This is a genomic window from Actinomadura violacea, assembly GCF_017573465.1.
Lineage (GTDB): Bacteria > Actinomycetota > Actinomycetes > Streptosporangiales > Streptosporangiaceae > Spirillospora > Spirillospora violacea.
On sequence record NZ_JAGEPF010000042.1, the window covers coordinates 25,534 to 41,566 of the forward strand.

Genomic DNA, 16,033 nt, shown 5'->3' on the forward strand with positions numbered 1-16,033 from the left:
GTCGGCGGTCAGGTGAGTCCCGAGTGTGCTGGAGCGTTCCAGAGGCGTCAACGGCCGGGCATGCGCCCCGCCGGTAAATGAAGTGTCCGAAACCCGGCCGACTACCCTGGACGGCGCGGCCCCCGGCCTGTCGGACGGCTCACACCAAGCGCTAGTTTGATGTCCATGCGGGTCCTCGTCACCGGCGCCTCCGGGTTCGTCGGCTCCCACACCGTCCGCGCGCTGCTCGACGCCGGGCACCGTCCGCGCGCGCTCGTCCGCGACCCGGGCAAGGCCGGCAGGGTGCTCCAGCGGATCGGCGTCCGGGCGGAGGACGTCGAGCTGGTCCCGGGCGACATGCTGGACGCCGCCGCCGTGGCCGACGCGCTCGACGGCTGCGACGCCGCGATCCACGCCGCCGCCTCGATCGGCGTCACCGGCCCGCAGGGCGACCTGGTCGAGGTCAACGTCACCGGTACCCGCAACGTCGTCGGCGGCGCGGTCGCCCATGGCCTGAAGTCCATCGTGCACGTGTCCACGATCGGGATCTTCGTGCCGCCGTCCGGGCCCGTCATCACGGCCGGCTCGCCGCTCGCGAGCCCCCGCACCGGGTACGGCAGGTCCAAGCTGGCCGCCGAGCAGTACGTCCGCGGCCTCCAGGACGACGGCGCGCCCGTGACGATCGTGTACCCGGGCGGCGTCTGCGGGCCCGACCAGCCCCATCTCGACGCGCTGAACGAGGGGCTCGCCGCCGCGCTCGGCAAGCTGTGGCCGCTGCCCGGCGGCGGGGTGTCGGTCGTCGACGTCCGCGACCTCGCCACCGCCCTGGCCCGCACCGTGGAGTCGCGCCAGGGCGCGAGCCGCTGGGTGCTCGGCGGCCGCTACCTCACCTGGCCGCAGTACGCCGACCTCTGCGACGCGCTGACCGGCGTGAAGTGCCGCCGCGTCCGGGTGCCGAGCGGCGCGATGCTCGCGCTCGGGTCCGCCCTCGACGCCGCCAAGCGCGTCCGCCCGTTCGACTACCCGCTCACCCGCGACGCCGCCGAGTTCATGGTCACGCTCGTCCCGACCGACGACCGCCCGATCCTGGACGCGCTGGACCTCACCCTGCGGCCCGTCGAGGAGACGGTCGCGGACGGCCTGCGCTGGCTGGCCGAGAGCGGACACCTCAACCCCCGCCGGGCCGGCCGGCTCGTCACCGAGGAGCGCAAGATGGCCCAGCCGACCCTGATCCAGCGCACCCTGGGCCCGGTGTTCCAGCGGATCTCCGGCGCAGGCTGGTTCGCCAAGGTCGGCCCGAAGATCGTCCCGCGCGTCGACCGCGCCCTGCACAAGCTCACCGGCGGACGGGCGATGCTGGGCCAGCTCCTCGTCCCGAGCCTCGTGCTCACCACCACCGGCGCCGTCAGCGGCCTGCGCCGCCAGACGCCGCTGGCGTGCCTGCCGGACGGCGACGGCTGGCTCGTCGTCGGCTCCAACTTCGGCCGCGAGAAGCACCCGGCGTGGACGGGCAACCTCATCAAGAATCCGGACGCCGAGGTCAGCTTCCGAGGGGCGGCCACCGCGGTGACCGCCCACCTCCTGGACGACGCCGAGCGCGCGGAGGCGTGGCCGCGCCTCACCGCCGTCTGGCCCGTCTATGACCGCTATGTCGAGCGCGCCGACCGCCAGCTCCGCGTTTTCCGCCTGACGCCCCGCTGAATCCGGACGCGCCGCCGCACACTTTCGAGAACGGCTCGGAATCACGCGTCGAAATGGACCTTAGGCGTGGATTCTCTGCCCTCCTCAGGAGCCGCGGACCTTTTTAGAGAGGCGGCGGCCGAGGAGGAAATAGGCGATCAGAACACCGGCGACGTTGAGGATGACGTCATCGATGTCGAAAGCGCGGCCCATCACGACGGCGCCCTGGACGGTCTCGATCGCGAGCGAGAAAGCGCCGGTCAGGAGGGCGAGGCGCAGGGGGCCGCGCAGTGACGTCCACACGATCGGCAGCAGCACGCCGAGGGGCGCGAGAAGCGCGAGGTTCCCGCCGATCTGAAGGAACGCCTCCTTCGTCGGCTGGTCCATGTAGAAGCGGAGCGAACGCCCGGGGCGGAGGTTGCCGCCGGCCTGGCCGTGGTCGTTGACGGGCGTCAGCGTGAGCCTGAACGCGAAATAGAAGAAGACGCCGAGAACGGCGAGCGCGATCGTCACGGCGAACGCGCGGAGGACGAGCACGTACCAGGGGGCCTTTTCGCCCGGGGGCGCCGGCTGCCACATTTCCACCAACATCTCGCGCTGGTCCCCGCTCTGCCGCCCGGTATGCGCGCGACGAGATTTCGGGCCCGGTTCCGGCGTCCCAGTGGGGGGTTAACGTGCGTCCGAATCCCGGTGGGACCCGGCCGTTGACAGGACGAACCAAGCAAGCGCATGATTCGCCGTGATCGGAGTCACATCCGATCGCGGGTGGCCGGCGCGAGGCCCCCTCACGGAACGTCATCAGTGAGAGAGGTTGCGTCATGGCCGGTCACGGGCGGCAGCATGCCGTCAATTCGGGGATCACTCGGCGCCGGTTCCTCGCCGGAGCCGGCGTCACGGCGGGGGCGCTGCTCGTGCCGTCGTGGCGGACGGCCGCCGCGGCCGCGCCCGGCAAGGCGCTCGCGGACGGCGACCGGGTCCCGGCGCTGGTCATCGGCAGCGGGTACGGCGGCGCGGTCGCGGCGCTGCGGCTGACCCAGGCGGGCATCGCCACCCACATCGTCGAGATGGGGCAGAGCTGGACGACCCCCGGCTCGGACGGGAAGGTCTTCAGCTCGCTGCTCAAGCCGGACGGGCGGTCCTACTGGTTCCGCGACCGGACCGACCAGCCCGTCGGCTACTTCCTCGGCGTCGACGCCAACAAGAACATCAGCCGGTACGCGGGCGTCCTCGACTCCGAGGCGTTCGCCCACACGCGCGTCTACCAGGGGCGCGGCGTCGGCGGCGGCTCGCTGGTGAACGGCGGCATGGCCGTGACGCCGAGGCGCGCGTACTTCGAGGAGATCCTGCCGTCGGTCGACTCGAACGAGATGTACGGCACGTACTTCCCGCGCGCGAACGCGGCGCTCGGCGTCAACAGCATCGACACGTCCTGGTTCGAGTCGACGAAGTGGTACAAGTTCGCGCGGGTCGGGAGGGACAGCGCCCAGGCGGCCGGATTCGGCACGACGTTCGTCCCCAACGTCTACGACTTCGGCTACATGAAGCAGGAGGACGCCGGCACCAAGCCCAAGTCGGCGCTCGCGCAGGAGGTCATCTACGGCAACAACTACGGCAAGAAGTCGCTGGACAAGACCTACCTGGCCGCGGCGGCGGCCACCGGGCGGCTGACCATCAGCCCGCTGCACACCGTCACCGGCGTGGCGCCCGCCCAGGGCGGCGGCTACACGGTGGAGATGACGCAGATCGACACGGCGGGCAACACCGTCGCGCGCAAGACCGTCACCGCGGACCGGGTGTTCTTCGCGGCGGGCAGCGTCGGCACGCCGAAGCTGCTGGTCGCCATGAAGGCGCAGGGGCGCCTGCCGAACCTGCCCGACGCGGTGGGCGCGGGCTGGGGCAACAACGGGAACGTGATGGTCGCCCGCGCCAACCACATCTGGGACACCACCGGCGCGGACCAGGCCACGATCCCGGCGATGGGCATCGACAACTGGAGCGACCCGAACGGCCCGGTCTTCGCCGAGATCGCCCCCTTCCCGGCCGGCACGGAGCTGTGGGTCAGCCTCTACCTGGCGATCACGAAGAACCCGAACCGGGCGAGGTTCACCTTCAACTCCGGGACCGGCAAGGTCGACCTGTCGTGGCAGTCGTCCTGGACGCAGCCGTCCATCGACGCCGCCAAGCGCGTCTTCGACAAGATCAACAGCAAGGCGGTCACCGTCTACCGGTCGGACATGTTCGGCTCGAGCAAGGTGTGGGGCGACGACTTCGTCTACCACCCGCTCGGCGGCTGCGTCCTCGGCCAGGCGACCGACGCCTACGGGCGGCTGCCCGGCCACCCCGGCCTCTACGTGATCGACGGCTCGCTCGTGCCCGGCAGCACCGGCGTCAACCCGTTCGTCACCATCACCGCGCTGGCCGAGCGGAACATCGAGAAGATCATCAAGACCGACCTGGCCTGACCGCGCGGAAACGCCCGCACCGGGGAGACCCGGTGCGGGCGCTCCCGCGTTCTCCGTCAGACCGCCACGGGCGTGGTGGCCGGCTCCAGCGCCAGGTCCAGCACCTCGCGGACGTCGCTGACGGCGTGGACCGTCATGCTCGCCAGCACCTCGGCCGGGACCTCCTCGAGGTCCGGCTCGTTGCGCTTCGGCACGATCGCGGTGGTGATGCCGAGCCGGGACGCGGCCAGCAGCTTCTGCTTCAGGCCGCCGATCGGCAGCACCCGCCCCGTCAGCGACACCTCACCGGTCATCGCCACGTCCGAGCGGACCGGCCGCCCCGACAGCAGCGACGCCAGCGCCGTCGTCATCGTGATGCCGGCGCTCGGGCCGTCCTTCGGGATCGCGCCGGCGGGCACGTGGACGTGCACGCCGCGGTCCTTCAGGTCGCCGACCGGCAGCTCCAGCTCCGCGCCGCGCGAGCGCAGGTAGCTGAGCGCGATCCGCGCCGACTCCTTCATGACGTCGCCGAGCTGCCCCGTCAGCGTCACGCCGGTGTCGCCGGTCTCCTTGTCGGCCAGCGACGCCTCGATGTACAGCACGTCGCCGCCCGCGCCGGTGACCGCCAGGCCCGTCGCGACGCCCGGCACGCCCGTCCGCCGCTCGGACCTGCTGAGCTCGACCTCCGGGGTGAACCGGGGCCGCCCCAGGTAGTCCTTCAGGTCGCCCGCGCCGATCGCGACCGGCAGCGCCGCCTTCTCCAGCGCGACGTTCGCGGCGACCTTCCGCAGCACCCGCGCGATCGACCGGTCCAGCGACCGGACGCCCGCCTCCCGCGTGTACTCGGCGGCCAGCAGCCGCAGCGCGTCGTCGCCGAACGTCACCTCCGACGGCTCCAGCCCCGCCTTGTCGAGCTGGCGCGGCAGCAGGTGGTCGCGGGCGATCGTGACCTTCTCGTGCTCGGTGTAGCCGTCCAGCCGGAGGAGCTCCATCCGGTCGAGCAGCGGCTCGGGGATCGCCTCCACCACGTTCGCGGTCGCGAGGAACAGCACGTCGCTGAGGTCGAGCTCGACCTCCAGGTAGTGGTCGCGGAACGTGTGGTTCTGCTCGGGGTCGAGGACCTCCAGCAGCGCCGCGGTCGGGTCGCCCCGGTAGTCCGCGCCGACCTTGTCGACCTCGTCCAGCAGCACGACCGGGTTCATCGAACCGGCCTCGCGGATCGCCCGGACGATCCGTCCCGGCAGCGCCCCCACGTAGGTGCGCCGGTGGCCGCGGATCTCCGCCTCGTCCCGCACGCCGCCGAGCGCGACGCGCACGAACTCGCGTCCCATGGCCCGCGCGACCGACTCGCCCAGCGAGGTCTTGCCGACTCCGGGAGGACCGGCGAGCGCCAGGACGGCGCCGCTCCGGCGCCCGCCGACGACGCCCAGGCCGCGGTCCTCGCGGCGCTTGCGCACCGCCAGGTACTCGATGATGCGCTCCTTCACGTCATCGAGGCCGGCGTGGTCGGCGTCCAGGATCTCCCGCGCGCCCGCGATGTCGTAGGCGTCCTCGGTCCGCTCGTTCCACGGGATGTCGAGGACGGTGTCCAGCCACGTGCGGATCCAGCCGCCCTCCGGCGAGGCGTCGGACGACCGCTCCAGCTTGTCGACCTCCTTCAGCGCCGCCTCGCGCACCTTCTCCGGCAGGTTCGCGGCCTCGATCCGGGCCCGGTAGTCGTCCTCCTCGTCCGCCGGGTCGCCGTTCAGCTCGGCCAGCTCCTTGCGGATGGCCTCCTGCTGCTGCCGCAGCAGGAACTCGCGCTGCGTCTTCTCCATCCCCTCCTGGACGTCCTTGCGGATCGTCTCCGCGACGTCCAGCTCGGCGAGGTGGTCGCGCGTCCAGCCGATGACCAGCTCGAGCCGCTCGACGACGTCGACCGTCTCCAGCACCTCGACCTTCTGCTCGGTCGTCAGGTACGGCGCGTACCCGGCGTTGTCGGCCAGCGTCGAGGGGTCGTCGATCTGCTGCACCACGTCCACGACCTGCCACGCGCCGCGCTTCTGCAGGATCGCGCTGACCAGGCCCTTGTACTCCTTGGCCAGCTCCTGCGCCTTCCCGGTCGCGGGCGGCGTCTCGATCGCGGTGCCCTCGACCCACAGCGCCGCGCCGGGCCCGGTCGTCCCGGTCCCGATCCGCACCCGCTGGACGCCGCGGACGACCACGCCGGGCTCGCCGTCCGGCAGCCGCCCCTCCTGCTCGATGACGCCGAGCGTGCCGACGCCCGCGTACTGCCCGTTCACCCGCGGCACCAGCAGCACCCGCGGCTTGCCCGCCGACCGGATGCCGGGCCCCTTGGGCTGCGCCACCGACTTCGCCGCCTCGACGGCCGCCCGCACCTCACCGCTCTCCGACAGGTCGAGGGGCACCACCATGCCCGGCAGAACAACCCCGTCGTCCAGGGGCAGCACCGGCAGCGTCAGGGTCTCGCTCATGCTCAGCTCCAAGTCCTTCGTCGCGGCCCCCCTCGGGAGGGACCGTCCCGGTCTCCCGGGAACCCAACACCAAGTTGAGTCATACACACTCAAGAAAACGGAGCAGCTTTTTGTTTCCTCAGCAACGTTCGCTCTCAGCGATCACCATCCGCCTACCCTCTTGCCATGGCGGGCCCGGACTACCGGGAGCCGGCCACAGGCTGCCGCTTGTAGAAGGACTCCTGCAGGTAGGCGGCCTCGTGCGGCTGGTAGGGCTCCTCCAGGTAGGCGGCCTCGTCGTCGTCGAGTTCGACGTCCACCGCGGCGACCGCGTCGGCCAGCTGGGCCGGCTTGGTGACCCCGACGACGGGCGAGGTCACCACCGGGTTGCGCATGACCCAGGCCAGGGCGACCTGCGCCGGGGACAGACCCCGCTTGCCCGCGATCTCGTGGACGCGCTCGGCCACCGCCTGGTCCTCGTCGCGGTAGAGGATCTTGCCGCCCGGGTCGGTCTCGGTACGCGCCGTGGCGGTGTCCCGGACCCGCGTCAGCCTGCCCCGCGCCAGCGGGCTCCACGGGATCACGCCAATGCCCTGGTCGGCGCAGAGCGGGAACATCTCCCGCTCTGCTTCTCGGTGGATGAGGTTGTAGTGGTCCTGCATCGACACGAACCGGGTCCAGCCGTTCAGGTCAGCCAGGTACAGGGCCTTGGCGAACTGCCAGGCGTACATGGAAGAGGCTCCGATGTAGCGGACCTTCCCGGACTTGACCGCGTCGTGCAGCGCCTCAAGGGTCTCCTCGATCGGGGTGTCGTAGTCCCAGCGGTGGATCTGGTACAGGTCGATGTAGTCGGTCCCCAGTCGCTTCAGGGAGGCGTCGAGCTCGGCGAAGATCGCCTTGCGGGACAGCCCGGCACCGTTCGGGCCGGGGCGCATCCGCATCCAGACCTTGGTGGCGAGAACGACCTCCTCGCGCCGGGCGAAGTCCTTGACCGCCTGGCCGACGATCTCCTCGCTGCTTCCGGCGCTGTACCCATTGGCCGTGTCGAGGAAGTTGACGCCGCTCTCGAGAGCCTGCTTGATGATGTCCCGGCTGGCGTCCGCGCCCAGCGACCAGGGCTCGCCGCCCCGGTCCGGCTCACCGAAGCTCATGCAGCCGAGGGTGATGGCGGAGACTTCCAGTCCGGTCTTTCCGAGTTTGATGTACCGCATGCGTCCGAAACCTAGGAGCTGGAGTGCACTCCAACACAAATCCGGAGGCGTGGCGCAGGCTCACCGGCTCCGATACTGAGGATCATGGAATTGAGCACACCACGGCTATGGCTACGCGAGTTCGGCGCCAGTGACCACGCGGCCGTCCATGCCTTTGCCGGCGACCCCGAGGTGACCCGCTACACCGACTGGGGGCCCAACAGCCCGTCCGACACCACCACATTCCTCGCCGAGGTGACCCAGGACGCCACCAGCACCCCTCGGCACCGGTTCGCGCTCGCCGTGGTCGACCGCCGGCACAACGCGCTCATCGGGTCGATCGAACTTCGGGTCACCAGCACCTTCCACCGACGCGCCGAGATCGGCTACGTCCTGCACCGCGCCTGGTGGGGAAACGGCTATGGCAGCGAAGCCGCCACCGCCCTGCTCCGCTTCGGCTTCGACGAACTCGGCCTGCACAAGATCTCGGCCACCTGCGACCCCGGCAACGCCGCATCGGCCCGGGTCCTCACCAAGATCGGCATGCAACGCGAAGGCCGCCTCCGCGATCACCTTCACATCCGGGGCCGCTGGCAAGACCGCCTGCTCTTCGCGGCACTGTCGCCCTCGCTATCCACCGAAACCGCAAAGTAGAACGGACAATCCGGACGGTCAGTCGGCGTGCAGGACGAGGTACAGGATGGCGAGGAAGCCGGCGGCCGACACCGCCCCCATCAGGGCGAAGCGCGCGCACGCACGGCGCCGCCGCCCGATCGACGCCACCACGAGGCCGGCGACCGGAGCGAGCACGACGCCGCCCAGCCCGATCCACCCCAGCGCCCTGACGACCAGATCCCAGAAGGAATCATGAGCGATGTCGTGATCGGCCTCGCCCTGGACCAGGACCGCCCAGAACATGAGCGGGCTGGTGAGCCACCACCCGGTCAGCCACGCGATGAGCCGGGACGCGCCCCGTCCTCCGGCCGCCGCGGGCGGCCGTTCGGCGGACACGACGCTGGACGAAGCGGAGACATCGGACGCCATGCCGCGATCATAGGCATCCGCCGCCCCGTGACGCCCGACGGCGTCCATCTGACCGGCCATGGACCGAGCACCCTCGCCGCCGCCTGGGACTCGTCCACCGATCCTGACGAGGCGGTGGCGGCCTACACCCTCTACGCCCGCTCTACCGGGTCGGATCCGGAAACCAAGTCTTTGCGGTCCGGGGCGGGCGGGGGCGGTCAGTCGGTATGGTTCGCGGGTCTCCGTCCCCCCGACGAGGAGCCGTCTGATGGCCGGTCAGCGCCGCATGCGTTCCGTCCTTGCCGGCGCCGTCCTGATGGCCGCTTTGCTGAGCGGCTGTTCAGGACAGAAAGCACCCTTTCCGGACGCGGCGTCCAAACGTCCCGCGCCTGCGCCCTCGCCCTCTCCGACCTTCCGGGCCGGTGAAGTGCGGCGCGTCCCGGATCCCCGGACGCTGCTGTCCTCGGGGCTCCGCAAGGATCTGCGGTTCGCGGCCGCCAAGTACTCCGAGTGCAGGCAGGACAAGGCGAGCGGCTCCGTCGACCGCTGGACCTGCTACCTGTGGACGCCTCACCGGCGCACCTGGGACCAGGACATGACGGCGCTGGACGTCGAGCTCCACCATCCGGTGATGACGCAGAACGCGACCGCCTACGCAACCGAGATGTTCCGCGGCGAGAAGAAGTTCAGGGACACCGGCGACTGGGACCCGGTGCCGCTCGGCGACGAGGGCCTGCGCTCGCCCTTGGATCGCTCCTCCCCCGGTCAGAGCGACGTCCTGTTCCGCGTCCGCAACGTGACGGTGCTGGTCTCGACCGCCACCGGCGACAAGGACAGGGCCGACGCCGCCACATTGTCCGCCGAGCAGCGGCGCCGGGCCTTGCGGGTCGCCTCCGAACTCGCCCGTTCGATCGCCCGGCTCGCCGAGTAGCGGCGTCGGCCGGCCCGGCCGATCGGGAGATCGGTCTGCCCGCGGTGGCGGGGGTCCCGGTCCGGCCGGTGGCGCCGAGCGGGTTCCGGGTGCGCGCGGGTCAGGGGGCGAAGGCGGCGAGGAAGGTGGCGACGGCGGCGGTGACCACCGCGCGGACCTCGTCCTCGGGGACGTCGCGGGTGCCGAGCCGGGTGCGCTTGTCGAGGGGCGCGCTGAGCAGCGCGGAGAACTGCTCGGCCGCGGCCACCGGGTCGTTGGCGCGCAGCCGGCCGGCGAGGGTCAGCCGCGCCAGGCGGTCGGCGAGGGCGTCGAGGGCGCGGTCGTTCACCCGGCCCCAGATGACGTCGAGCAGGTCGGGGAACTGGGCGAACTCGGCGATCAGAAGGCGCCGCAGCGTCCAGGAGCGGTCGTCGCAGTAGCAGTGGGCGAGGCTGAGGCCGACGTCCTCCAGCAGCGCGCGCAGGTCGTCCCCCGGGGTGCCGAGGCGCTCGATCGCGGCCAGGTTCTGCTCGAGCGCCTGCTCCGCCAGGTCCGCGATCGTCCGGCGGAGCAGCGTCTCCTTGTCGCCGAAGTGGTTGTAGACGGTGGCCTTGGCGACGCCCGCCTCCGCGGCGATCACGTCCACGCCGGCCTGCGTGTACCCCTCGCGGGCGAAGACCGCGAAGGCGGCGTCGAGAATCGCGCGCCGCTTGTCGATGCGCCCCCGGGAACCGGCCGGATCCACCGCTGTGCCCATGAGCGCCACCCTACCCGAACTGGACTCGCGAGTCTCGTTGAGTGGACCGACTCGATCAAGTCTGATAGGTCTTCTAATCCAGACTCGTGAGTCTAATTCGGGAGATGATGCGATGAACACCGTCCACACCGGCCGGTTCGACGCCGCCCTGCGGCGGCTGATCGCGGCGGTCCTCATCGGCGGGATCATGGGAATCCTGGACGGGACGATGGTCGCCGTCGCCGCCGACATCCTCGCCGGCCGGTTCGGCGCCTCGCTGGGCACGGTCGGCTGGGTGTCCACCGCCTACCTGCTCGCCCTGGTCACGGCGATCCCGGTGACGTCCTGGGCGGTGGGCCGCGCGGGCGGCAGGCGGCTGTGGCTCGGCGGGCTCGCGCTGTTCCTCGCCGGGTCGCTCGCCTCCGCGCTGGCCTGGGACATCGGCAGCCTGATCGTCTTCCGGGTCGTGCAGGGCCTCGGCGCGGGGATCATCGATCCGCTCGTGCTGGTGCTGCTGGCACGCGCCGCGGGCCTGGCCCGCGCGGGGCGCGTGATGGGCCTGATGGGGCTCATCCTGTCCCTCGGGCCGGTCGCGGGCCCGATCGTCGGCGGGATCGTGCTGGACACGCTCGGCTGGCGGTGGATGTTCCTCATCAACCTGCCGGTCGGCCTGGTCGCGCTGCTGCTCGCGCGGCGCGCGCTGCCCGGCGACTCCCCTGGCGAGGACGCGCCGCGGGTCCGCCTGGACGTCGCCGGGCTGGCGCTGCTGGCCCCCGCGTTCGCGGCCGGCATCGTCGGCCTGTCGCGCGCCACCGGGCACGCCGCCTGGCAGGCGCTCGTCCCGCTCGCGGCGGGGGCCGTCCTGATCGCCGGCTACGCCGTGCGCGCCCTGCGGGTCCGGCGGACGGCGCCGATCATCGACGTGCGGATGTTCCGCAGCGCGCCCTTCACCGCCAGCGTCACCGTCATGCTGCTGACCGGCCTCGGCACGTTCGCGGCCATCTTCATGCTGCCGCTCTACTACCAGCAGGCCCTCGGTCACAGCGCGCTCGTCGCCGGGCTGCTGGTCACGCCCGTCGGCCTCGGCGGCGCGGCCGCCATGCCGCTGGCGGGGCGCCTGTCCGACCGCGTCGGGTCCAGGACGCTCGCGCAGGGGGGCGCGGTGCTGGCGCTCGCCGGCATGCTCGGGTTCACGCGGACGACGGCGGGCTCCGGCGAGGCGTGGACGTGCCTCGCCGCGCTGGCCGTCGGGATCGGCCTCGGCTGCGTCGGAGCTCCGACGATGGGTGCGCTGTACCGGACGCTGCCGCCCGAAATGGTCCCGCAGGGCAGCTCGGCCCTCTACATGCTCAACCAGCTCGGCGCCTCGATCGGCATCGCGGTCGTCGCGCTCATCATGCAGGGCGCGGACGGCCCGATGGACGGGTTCCGCGGCGTCGCCTGGTTCGGCGCCGGCACCGTCGCGCTGCTGCTGGCCGGAACCGTCCTGCTGCCCGGACGGCTCCGGCCGGCGCCCGTCGAGGTGCCCGTCGCCGCTAGGCGATGAGGTTGCCGAGGGTGCTCGGCGTGCCGTCCCTGCCGGTGGCGCGGCGGGATTCGTCGGCGGCCCACTTGAAGACGCCGGTGGCCATGAGGGACGGCTCGGACGCGGCGCGGGCGGCGTAGACGTCGGCGCGCGCCTCGTGCAGGGACGCGTCGTCCGGGTCGGCCTGGACGGCCATCTCGGCGAGGTGGGCGGCCAGGCGCAGGTCGCCGTCGCCCGCGGCGCGGCGGGCGGCGTCGGCGATCTTGGCGGCGCCGCCCGCGAGGGACGCGACGGCGCGGGCGATGTCGGCGTCGCGGGCGGGCTTGAGGTGGGCGGGGTTGCCGTCGTACCAGCCGCCGTACATGCGCCACAGGTTGCGGACGATGAACTCGGGCTCGTCGTACTTGGCCTGCAGGTAGACGCGGTCGGCCAGGTGCGCGGGCGGCGTGACGGCGTGCACGATGTCGTCGAGGCGGCGGCCGTCGTTCAGCATGGCGAGGGTCTGGTCGATGATGCTCTCGAGCCATTCGGCGGTCTCGGTGAGGGCCTGCTCGATGCGGTCGGCGCCGAAGAGCGGGGCGCCGTGCGACGGCATCATCACCTCGGCGCCGAGGGCGGCCATGCGGCGCAGGGCGTGCGCCCATTCGCGGGGGTAGCGCTGCACCTTCTGCGGGTTGCCGCAGTTGGGGGTGAGCCAGATGAACAGGTCGCCGGGCAGGAGGAGCTTGTACTCGGGGACGTAGGCGACGGTGGCGTCGTCGGTCTCGCCCTTGGCGTGGAAGAGGTCGAAGGTGAGGCCGGCGCGGGTGACGGTGAGGCCGTCGCGGTAGGTGACGTCGGGGTGCCGGTACTCGGTGGGCCAGCGCAGGCCGGGGGCCTGGAACTGGCGCTGGTTGATGACGGAGTTGTAGCCGGCGGTGAGGACGTACCGGTCGAAGCGGTCGCGGACGAGTTCGTGCGCGACGACCTGGGTGCGCGGCCCGTCCTCGGCGTCGAACGGGCCCATGCCCATGACGTGGTCGATGTGGCCGTGCGAGTAGAACGCGAGGGTGAGCGGGTCGGGCGTCCAGGCGCGGATGCGGTCGTGCAGGCTCTCGGCGGTCATCTGGTTGCCGGTGTCGAACAGCATCAGCTCGCCCTGGCTCCGGAACGCGATGACGTTGCCGAAGCCGGGCTGCCAGCCGAGTCCGTCGGCGATCTCGACGACGCCGGAGCCGCCCATGCCGGTGTGGACGATGCTGTCGTCGGCGGTGCCGCGCCAGACCCTGTCCGCGTAGTCCTTGATGTCCATGGTTGTTCCTCTCAGTGGGCGAGCAGGGCGGGGGCCGGCGCCGCGTCGAGCGAGGCGCGGTCGCGGGCGGGGCGGATCAGCGCGGCGGCGAGCAGCCCGCCGCAGATCATCAGGACGGCGCCGAGGTCGAAGGCGTGCTGGAAGCCGGCGGCGCGGGTGGCCGCGGCGTCGACGACGGCGCCGGTGAGCAGGGGGCCGAACGCGCCGGCGGTGGAGGCGATCGCGGTGACGATGCCGAGCAGCGCGCCGCGCCGGGACGCCGGGACGAGCTCCGACAGGGCGGCCTGCATCAGGCCGAAGAACGCGTTCCCGACGGTGAAGGCGATCATCATGACGAGGATCAGCGCCGCTCCGCCGCCGACGCGGGTGACGAGCAGGGTCGCGAGTCCGGAGGTCACGAGGGCCGCGCCGCCGAGGACGCCGCGCGCGGCCCGGCTGGTCCGTCCGGCGCGCATCATGCGGGTGGAGGCGTAGCCGATGGCGAGCATGAAGCCGATGCCGACGACCTGCGTCCCGGCGGCGATGAGGCTGGCCTTCTCCAGCGCGATGCCGTGCACGCGCTGGAGGTACTGCGGGAGCCAGGTGACGGCGACGGCCATCGTCCAGAACCCGGCGAATCCGGCGGCGAGGCCGCCGAGCACGGTGCCGCGGGTGAGGAGCCGCCGGTAGGGGACGCGCGGCTCGTCCGGCGCGGGTTCGGCGCGGGACGCATAGGGGCCTTCGCCGCCGAGGCCGAGCCAGGCGAGCGTCCACAGGACGCCGAGGACGCCGGTGAGGGCGAAGGCGGCGCGCCAGCCGAACCGGGTGACGACGACCGCGAGCAGCGGCGCGCCGATCGCGACGCCGGCGGCGCCGCCGACGGTGAGCAGGCTGCTCGGCAGCGCGCGCTCGCGGTCGGGGAACCAGCCGAACGCGGTGTGGTTGGCGGTCGCGAACGCGGGGCCCTCGGCCATGCCGAGCGTGACGCGGGTGGCCAGCAGGGCGCCGAGGCCGGCCGCGGGCAGCCCGATGACCAGCTGGGACGCGCTCCACACCACGACGAGGACGGCGAGCAGCCGGCGCGCGGGCACCCGGTCGGCGAGGAACCCGACGACGATGCCGGACACGCTGAACAGCAGGTAGAACGCGCTGCCGATGGAGCCGAACGCGGTGTCGGAAAGCCCGAGGTCGTCGCGGATGTGCTTGCCGGCCAGCCCGAGGACGGTCTTGTCCATGAAGTTGATCATCATGAAGAGGACGAGCAGCACCAGGATCGTGCGGGCGCGGCGGGACGGCTCGGGCGGGTCGGCCATGCGGCGGGGCTCCGTTCGGGCGGCGGGGTGGTACGGATCACTCTCCTGCCGGGCTCCGCACTGCGACAACCGGCGTTTCTCCCGCGTTCACCCGGTTCGGCTGTGACATGTCACAATCGGCGGCAGGGAGGTCGTCATCGAGAAGGACCGGGTGCGGCGGGTCGCGGCGGATCTGGCGGCGCGCTGCGAGGGCCAGGTGAACCGGCTCGCACGGGAGCTGACGCAGCGCCGGCTGGCCGCGCTCCCCGACTACGCGGACCTCCCGGCGGACATGCGGGACGTGGAGATCGCGGCGACCGCCCGGTACGCGATCAGGCAGTTCCTGCGGATGGCCGAGGGTGCGCCGGTGGACGAGGACGACCTGCGGCTGTTCCGCGAGCGGGCCGCGCAGCGCGCCGAGGAGGGCCTTCCGCTGGCGAACCTGCTGGCCTCGTACTACATCGGCGCCGAGGTGATCTGGGACGCGCTGGTCGCCGAGGCCCGCCCGGACGAGCTGGGCGCGCTGCCGATGCTGGCGCGCCTGCAGCTGCGCGGCACCAACCGGGTCGTGGTCGCGGTGACGGAGGCGTACCAGGCGGAGCGGGCGGCGATCCTGGACGAGCGGCGCGAGGCCGTCCGCGAGGTGGCGCGGGCGCTGCTCGCCGGGGAGCCGGCGCGGGCGACGGCGGACCGGTTCGGGATCCCGCTCGCGGACGCCTACCTGGTGCTCCACCTGCGCTTCGCCGGCGCCGCCGCGAGCCCGGGCATCGCCGAGCGCCGCGTGCTGCGGCGGGTCCGCGCGGGGCTGGAGGGGTTCGGCGAGGGGGCGCCGCTGATGCTCCAGGACGAGCGCGGGGTGCACGTCCTGCTGCCGGTGCACGCGGCGGAGCGGCTTCCCGAGCTGGGACGGCTCCTCGCCGGCGCGGGCGCCGCGGCCGGGCCGGTGGTCGCCGGCGCGGCTCGTTCGGCGGGCACGGCGGACGTCCCCGAGGCGTCCGAGCGGGCGGCCCGGATCGCCGGGATCGCGCAGTCCGCCGGACGGCCCGCGGGCGTGTACGAGCTGGACGACGTGCTGCTCGACTACCACCTGGCCGGCGCGGGCGACAGCGGTCCCGCCGTCGCCGCCGCGCTCGACCCGCTCGACGGCCGCCCCGAGCTGCTGGACACGCTCCGCGCGTTCCTCGACGCGGACATGGACCGCCGCCGGGCCGCCGCCGCGCTCGCCGTGCACCCCAACACGGTCGACAACCGGCTCGCCCGCATCGGCCGCCTCACCGGCGCCGACCCGCGCACCACCCGCGGCGTGCTGCTGTGCGCCGCGGCGCTCACTCTCCGTGGCCGGGACGGCCGGGCGTAACGGATCATCCACCTGTCACCGGGCAATGCGCTGGCAAAGTCCGCTTCGCGATCACGATTCTTTGCACACCCCCGGTTTGCGCCCTCATGACGTGCGGGTACTTAACGCAACGTGTTCGTGACACAGGGTGAACGCCAAGCTCCTGGGACGGCAAAGTCCCAGGTCGGATCGAGGAGG

Annotated in this window: 13 protein-coding genes; 6 read left to right on the plus strand and 7 right to left on the minus strand. The window is 72.5% G+C overall.

Annotation, left to right across the window (positions count from 1 at the left end):
• Positions 1–165: 165 nt before the first annotated feature.
• Positions 166–1,680 carry a nitroreductase/quinone reductase family protein gene (locus tag J4709_RS46885; RefSeq protein ID WP_232385116.1) on the plus strand — a complete coding sequence of 505 codons (1,515 nt, stop codon included), beginning with the start codon at positions 166–168 and terminating at the stop codon, positions 1,678–1,680.
• An 84-nt stretch (positions 1,681–1,764) separates the two neighbouring features.
• On the opposite strand, the gene J4709_RS46895 is transcribed toward J4709_RS46885, so the two are convergent.
• Entirely contained in the window at positions 1,765–2,172 is a 408-nt protein-coding gene (locus J4709_RS46895) for a VanZ family protein (RefSeq protein ID WP_307802107.1), read from the minus strand.
• Between the two features lie 305 nt (positions 2,173–2,477).
• Between J4709_RS46895 and J4709_RS46900 the strand changes: the two genes are divergently transcribed.
• The gene (locus J4709_RS46900; RefSeq protein ID WP_208251978.1) at positions 2,478–4,121 is read left to right on the plus strand and encodes a GMC oxidoreductase; all 1,644 of its coding nucleotides are present in this window, start codon (positions 2,478–2,480) and stop codon (positions 4,119–4,121) included.
• Positions 4,122–4,177: 56 nt separating this feature from the next.
• On the opposite strand, the gene lon is transcribed toward J4709_RS46900, so the two are convergent.
• Complete coding sequence (gene lon / locus J4709_RS46905) at positions 4,178–6,574, minus strand: endopeptidase La (RefSeq protein WP_208251979.1); 2,397 nt, start codon at positions 6,572–6,574, stop codon at positions 4,178–4,180.
• Between the two features lie 179 nt (positions 6,575–6,753).
• The gene (locus J4709_RS46910) at positions 6,754–7,764 is read right to left on the minus strand and encodes an aldo/keto reductase (RefSeq protein WP_208251980.1); all 1,011 of its coding nucleotides are present in this window, start codon (positions 7,762–7,764) and stop codon (positions 6,754–6,756) included.
• A gap of 84 nt (positions 7,765–7,848) precedes the next feature.
• On the opposite strand from J4709_RS46910, the gene J4709_RS46915 reads away from it, so the two are divergent.
• A complete protein-coding gene (locus J4709_RS46915) occupies positions 7,849–8,397 on the plus strand; it encodes a GNAT family N-acetyltransferase (RefSeq protein WP_208251981.1) in 549 nt (182 codons plus the stop codon).
• Between the two features lie 18 nt (positions 8,398–8,415).
• Here the strand turns inward: J4709_RS46915 and J4709_RS46920 are convergent, their stop codons facing one another.
• Positions 8,416–8,787, minus strand: coding sequence for a hypothetical protein (locus tag J4709_RS46920; protein WP_208251982.1), 372 nt, complete (start codon positions 8,785–8,787; stop codon positions 8,416–8,418).
• Positions 8,788–9,193: 406 nt separating this feature from the next.
• Here J4709_RS46920 and J4709_RS46925 point away from each other — a divergent pair, with 406 nt between their 5' ends.
• Positions 9,194–9,697 (plus strand): hypothetical protein, encoded by a 504-nt coding sequence (locus J4709_RS46925; RefSeq protein WP_208251983.1) that lies wholly within the window; start codon positions 9,194–9,196, stop codon positions 9,695–9,697.
• Positions 9,698–9,797: 100 nt separating this feature from the next.
• Here J4709_RS46925 and J4709_RS46930 read toward each other — a convergent pair whose 3' ends face one another.
• On the minus strand, positions 9,798–10,433 hold the full coding sequence (locus J4709_RS46930) for a TetR/AcrR family transcriptional regulator (RefSeq protein WP_208251984.1): 636 nt from the start codon (positions 10,431–10,433) through the stop codon (positions 9,798–9,800).
• Positions 10,434–10,545: 112 nt separating this feature from the next.
• On the opposite strand from J4709_RS46930, the gene J4709_RS46935 reads away from it, so the two are divergent.
• A complete protein-coding gene (locus J4709_RS46935; protein ID WP_208251985.1) occupies positions 10,546–11,958 on the plus strand; it encodes a DHA2 family efflux MFS transporter permease subunit in 1,413 nt (470 codons plus the stop codon).
• Here J4709_RS46935 and J4709_RS46940 read toward each other — a convergent pair.
• Positions 11,948–13,228, minus strand: a complete 1,281-nt coding sequence (locus tag J4709_RS46940) for an alkyl sulfatase dimerization domain-containing protein (RefSeq protein WP_208251986.1) — start codon at positions 13,226–13,228, stop codon at positions 11,948–11,950. The genes J4709_RS46935 and J4709_RS46940 overlap by 11 nt on opposite strands.
• Before the next feature lie 11 nt (positions 13,229–13,239).
• Positions 13,240–14,520 carry an MFS transporter gene (locus tag J4709_RS46945; protein ID WP_208251987.1) on the minus strand — a complete coding sequence of 427 codons (1,281 nt, stop codon included), beginning with the start codon at positions 14,518–14,520 and terminating at the stop codon, positions 13,240–13,242.
• 151 nt (positions 14,521–14,671) lie between these two features.
• Between J4709_RS46945 and J4709_RS56010 the strand changes: the two genes are divergently transcribed.
• Positions 14,672–15,856 carry a PucR family transcriptional regulator gene (locus J4709_RS56010; RefSeq protein WP_208251988.1) on the plus strand — a complete coding sequence of 395 codons (1,185 nt, stop codon included), beginning with the start codon at positions 14,672–14,674 and terminating at the stop codon, positions 15,854–15,856.
• Positions 15,857–16,033 lie beyond the last annotated feature (177 nt).

What these genes read in the sequence shown, in the direction of transcription:
- J4709_RS46885 (WP_232385116.1), top strand. Translation starts at nt 166, where the DNA reads ATGCGGGTCCTCGTCACCGGCGCCTCCGGGTTCGTCGGCTCCCACACC.
- J4709_RS46900 (WP_208251978.1), top strand. Translation starts at nt 2,478, where the DNA reads ATGGCCGGTCACGGGCGGCAGCATGCCGTCAATTCGGGGATCACTCGG.
- lon (WP_208251979.1), bottom strand. Translation starts at nt 6,574, where the DNA reads ATGAGCGAGACCCTGACGCTGCCGGTGCTGCCCCTGGACGACGGGGTT.
- J4709_RS46910 (WP_208251980.1), bottom strand. Translation starts at nt 7,764, where the DNA reads ATGCGGTACATCAAACTCGGAAAGACCGGACTGGAAGTCTCCGCCATC.
- J4709_RS46915 (WP_208251981.1), top strand. Translation starts at nt 7,849, where the DNA reads ATGGAATTGAGCACACCACGGCTATGGCTACGCGAGTTCGGCGCCAGT.
- J4709_RS46920 (WP_208251982.1), bottom strand. Translation starts at nt 8,787, where the DNA reads ATGGCGTCCGATGTCTCCGCTTCGTCCAGCGTCGTGTCCGCCGAACGG.
- J4709_RS46930 (WP_208251984.1), bottom strand. Translation starts at nt 10,433, where the DNA reads ATGGGCACAGCGGTGGATCCGGCCGGTTCCCGGGGGCGCATCGACAAG.
- J4709_RS46935 (WP_208251985.1), top strand. Translation starts at nt 10,546, where the DNA reads ATGAACACCGTCCACACCGGCCGGTTCGACGCCGCCCTGCGGCGGCTG.
- J4709_RS46940 (WP_208251986.1), bottom strand. Translation starts at nt 13,228, where the DNA reads ATGGACATCAAGGACTACGCGGACAGGGTCTGGCGCGGCACCGCCGAC.
- J4709_RS46945 (WP_208251987.1), bottom strand. Translation starts at nt 14,520, where the DNA reads ATGGCCGACCCGCCCGAGCCGTCCCGCCGCGCCCGCACGATCCTGGTG.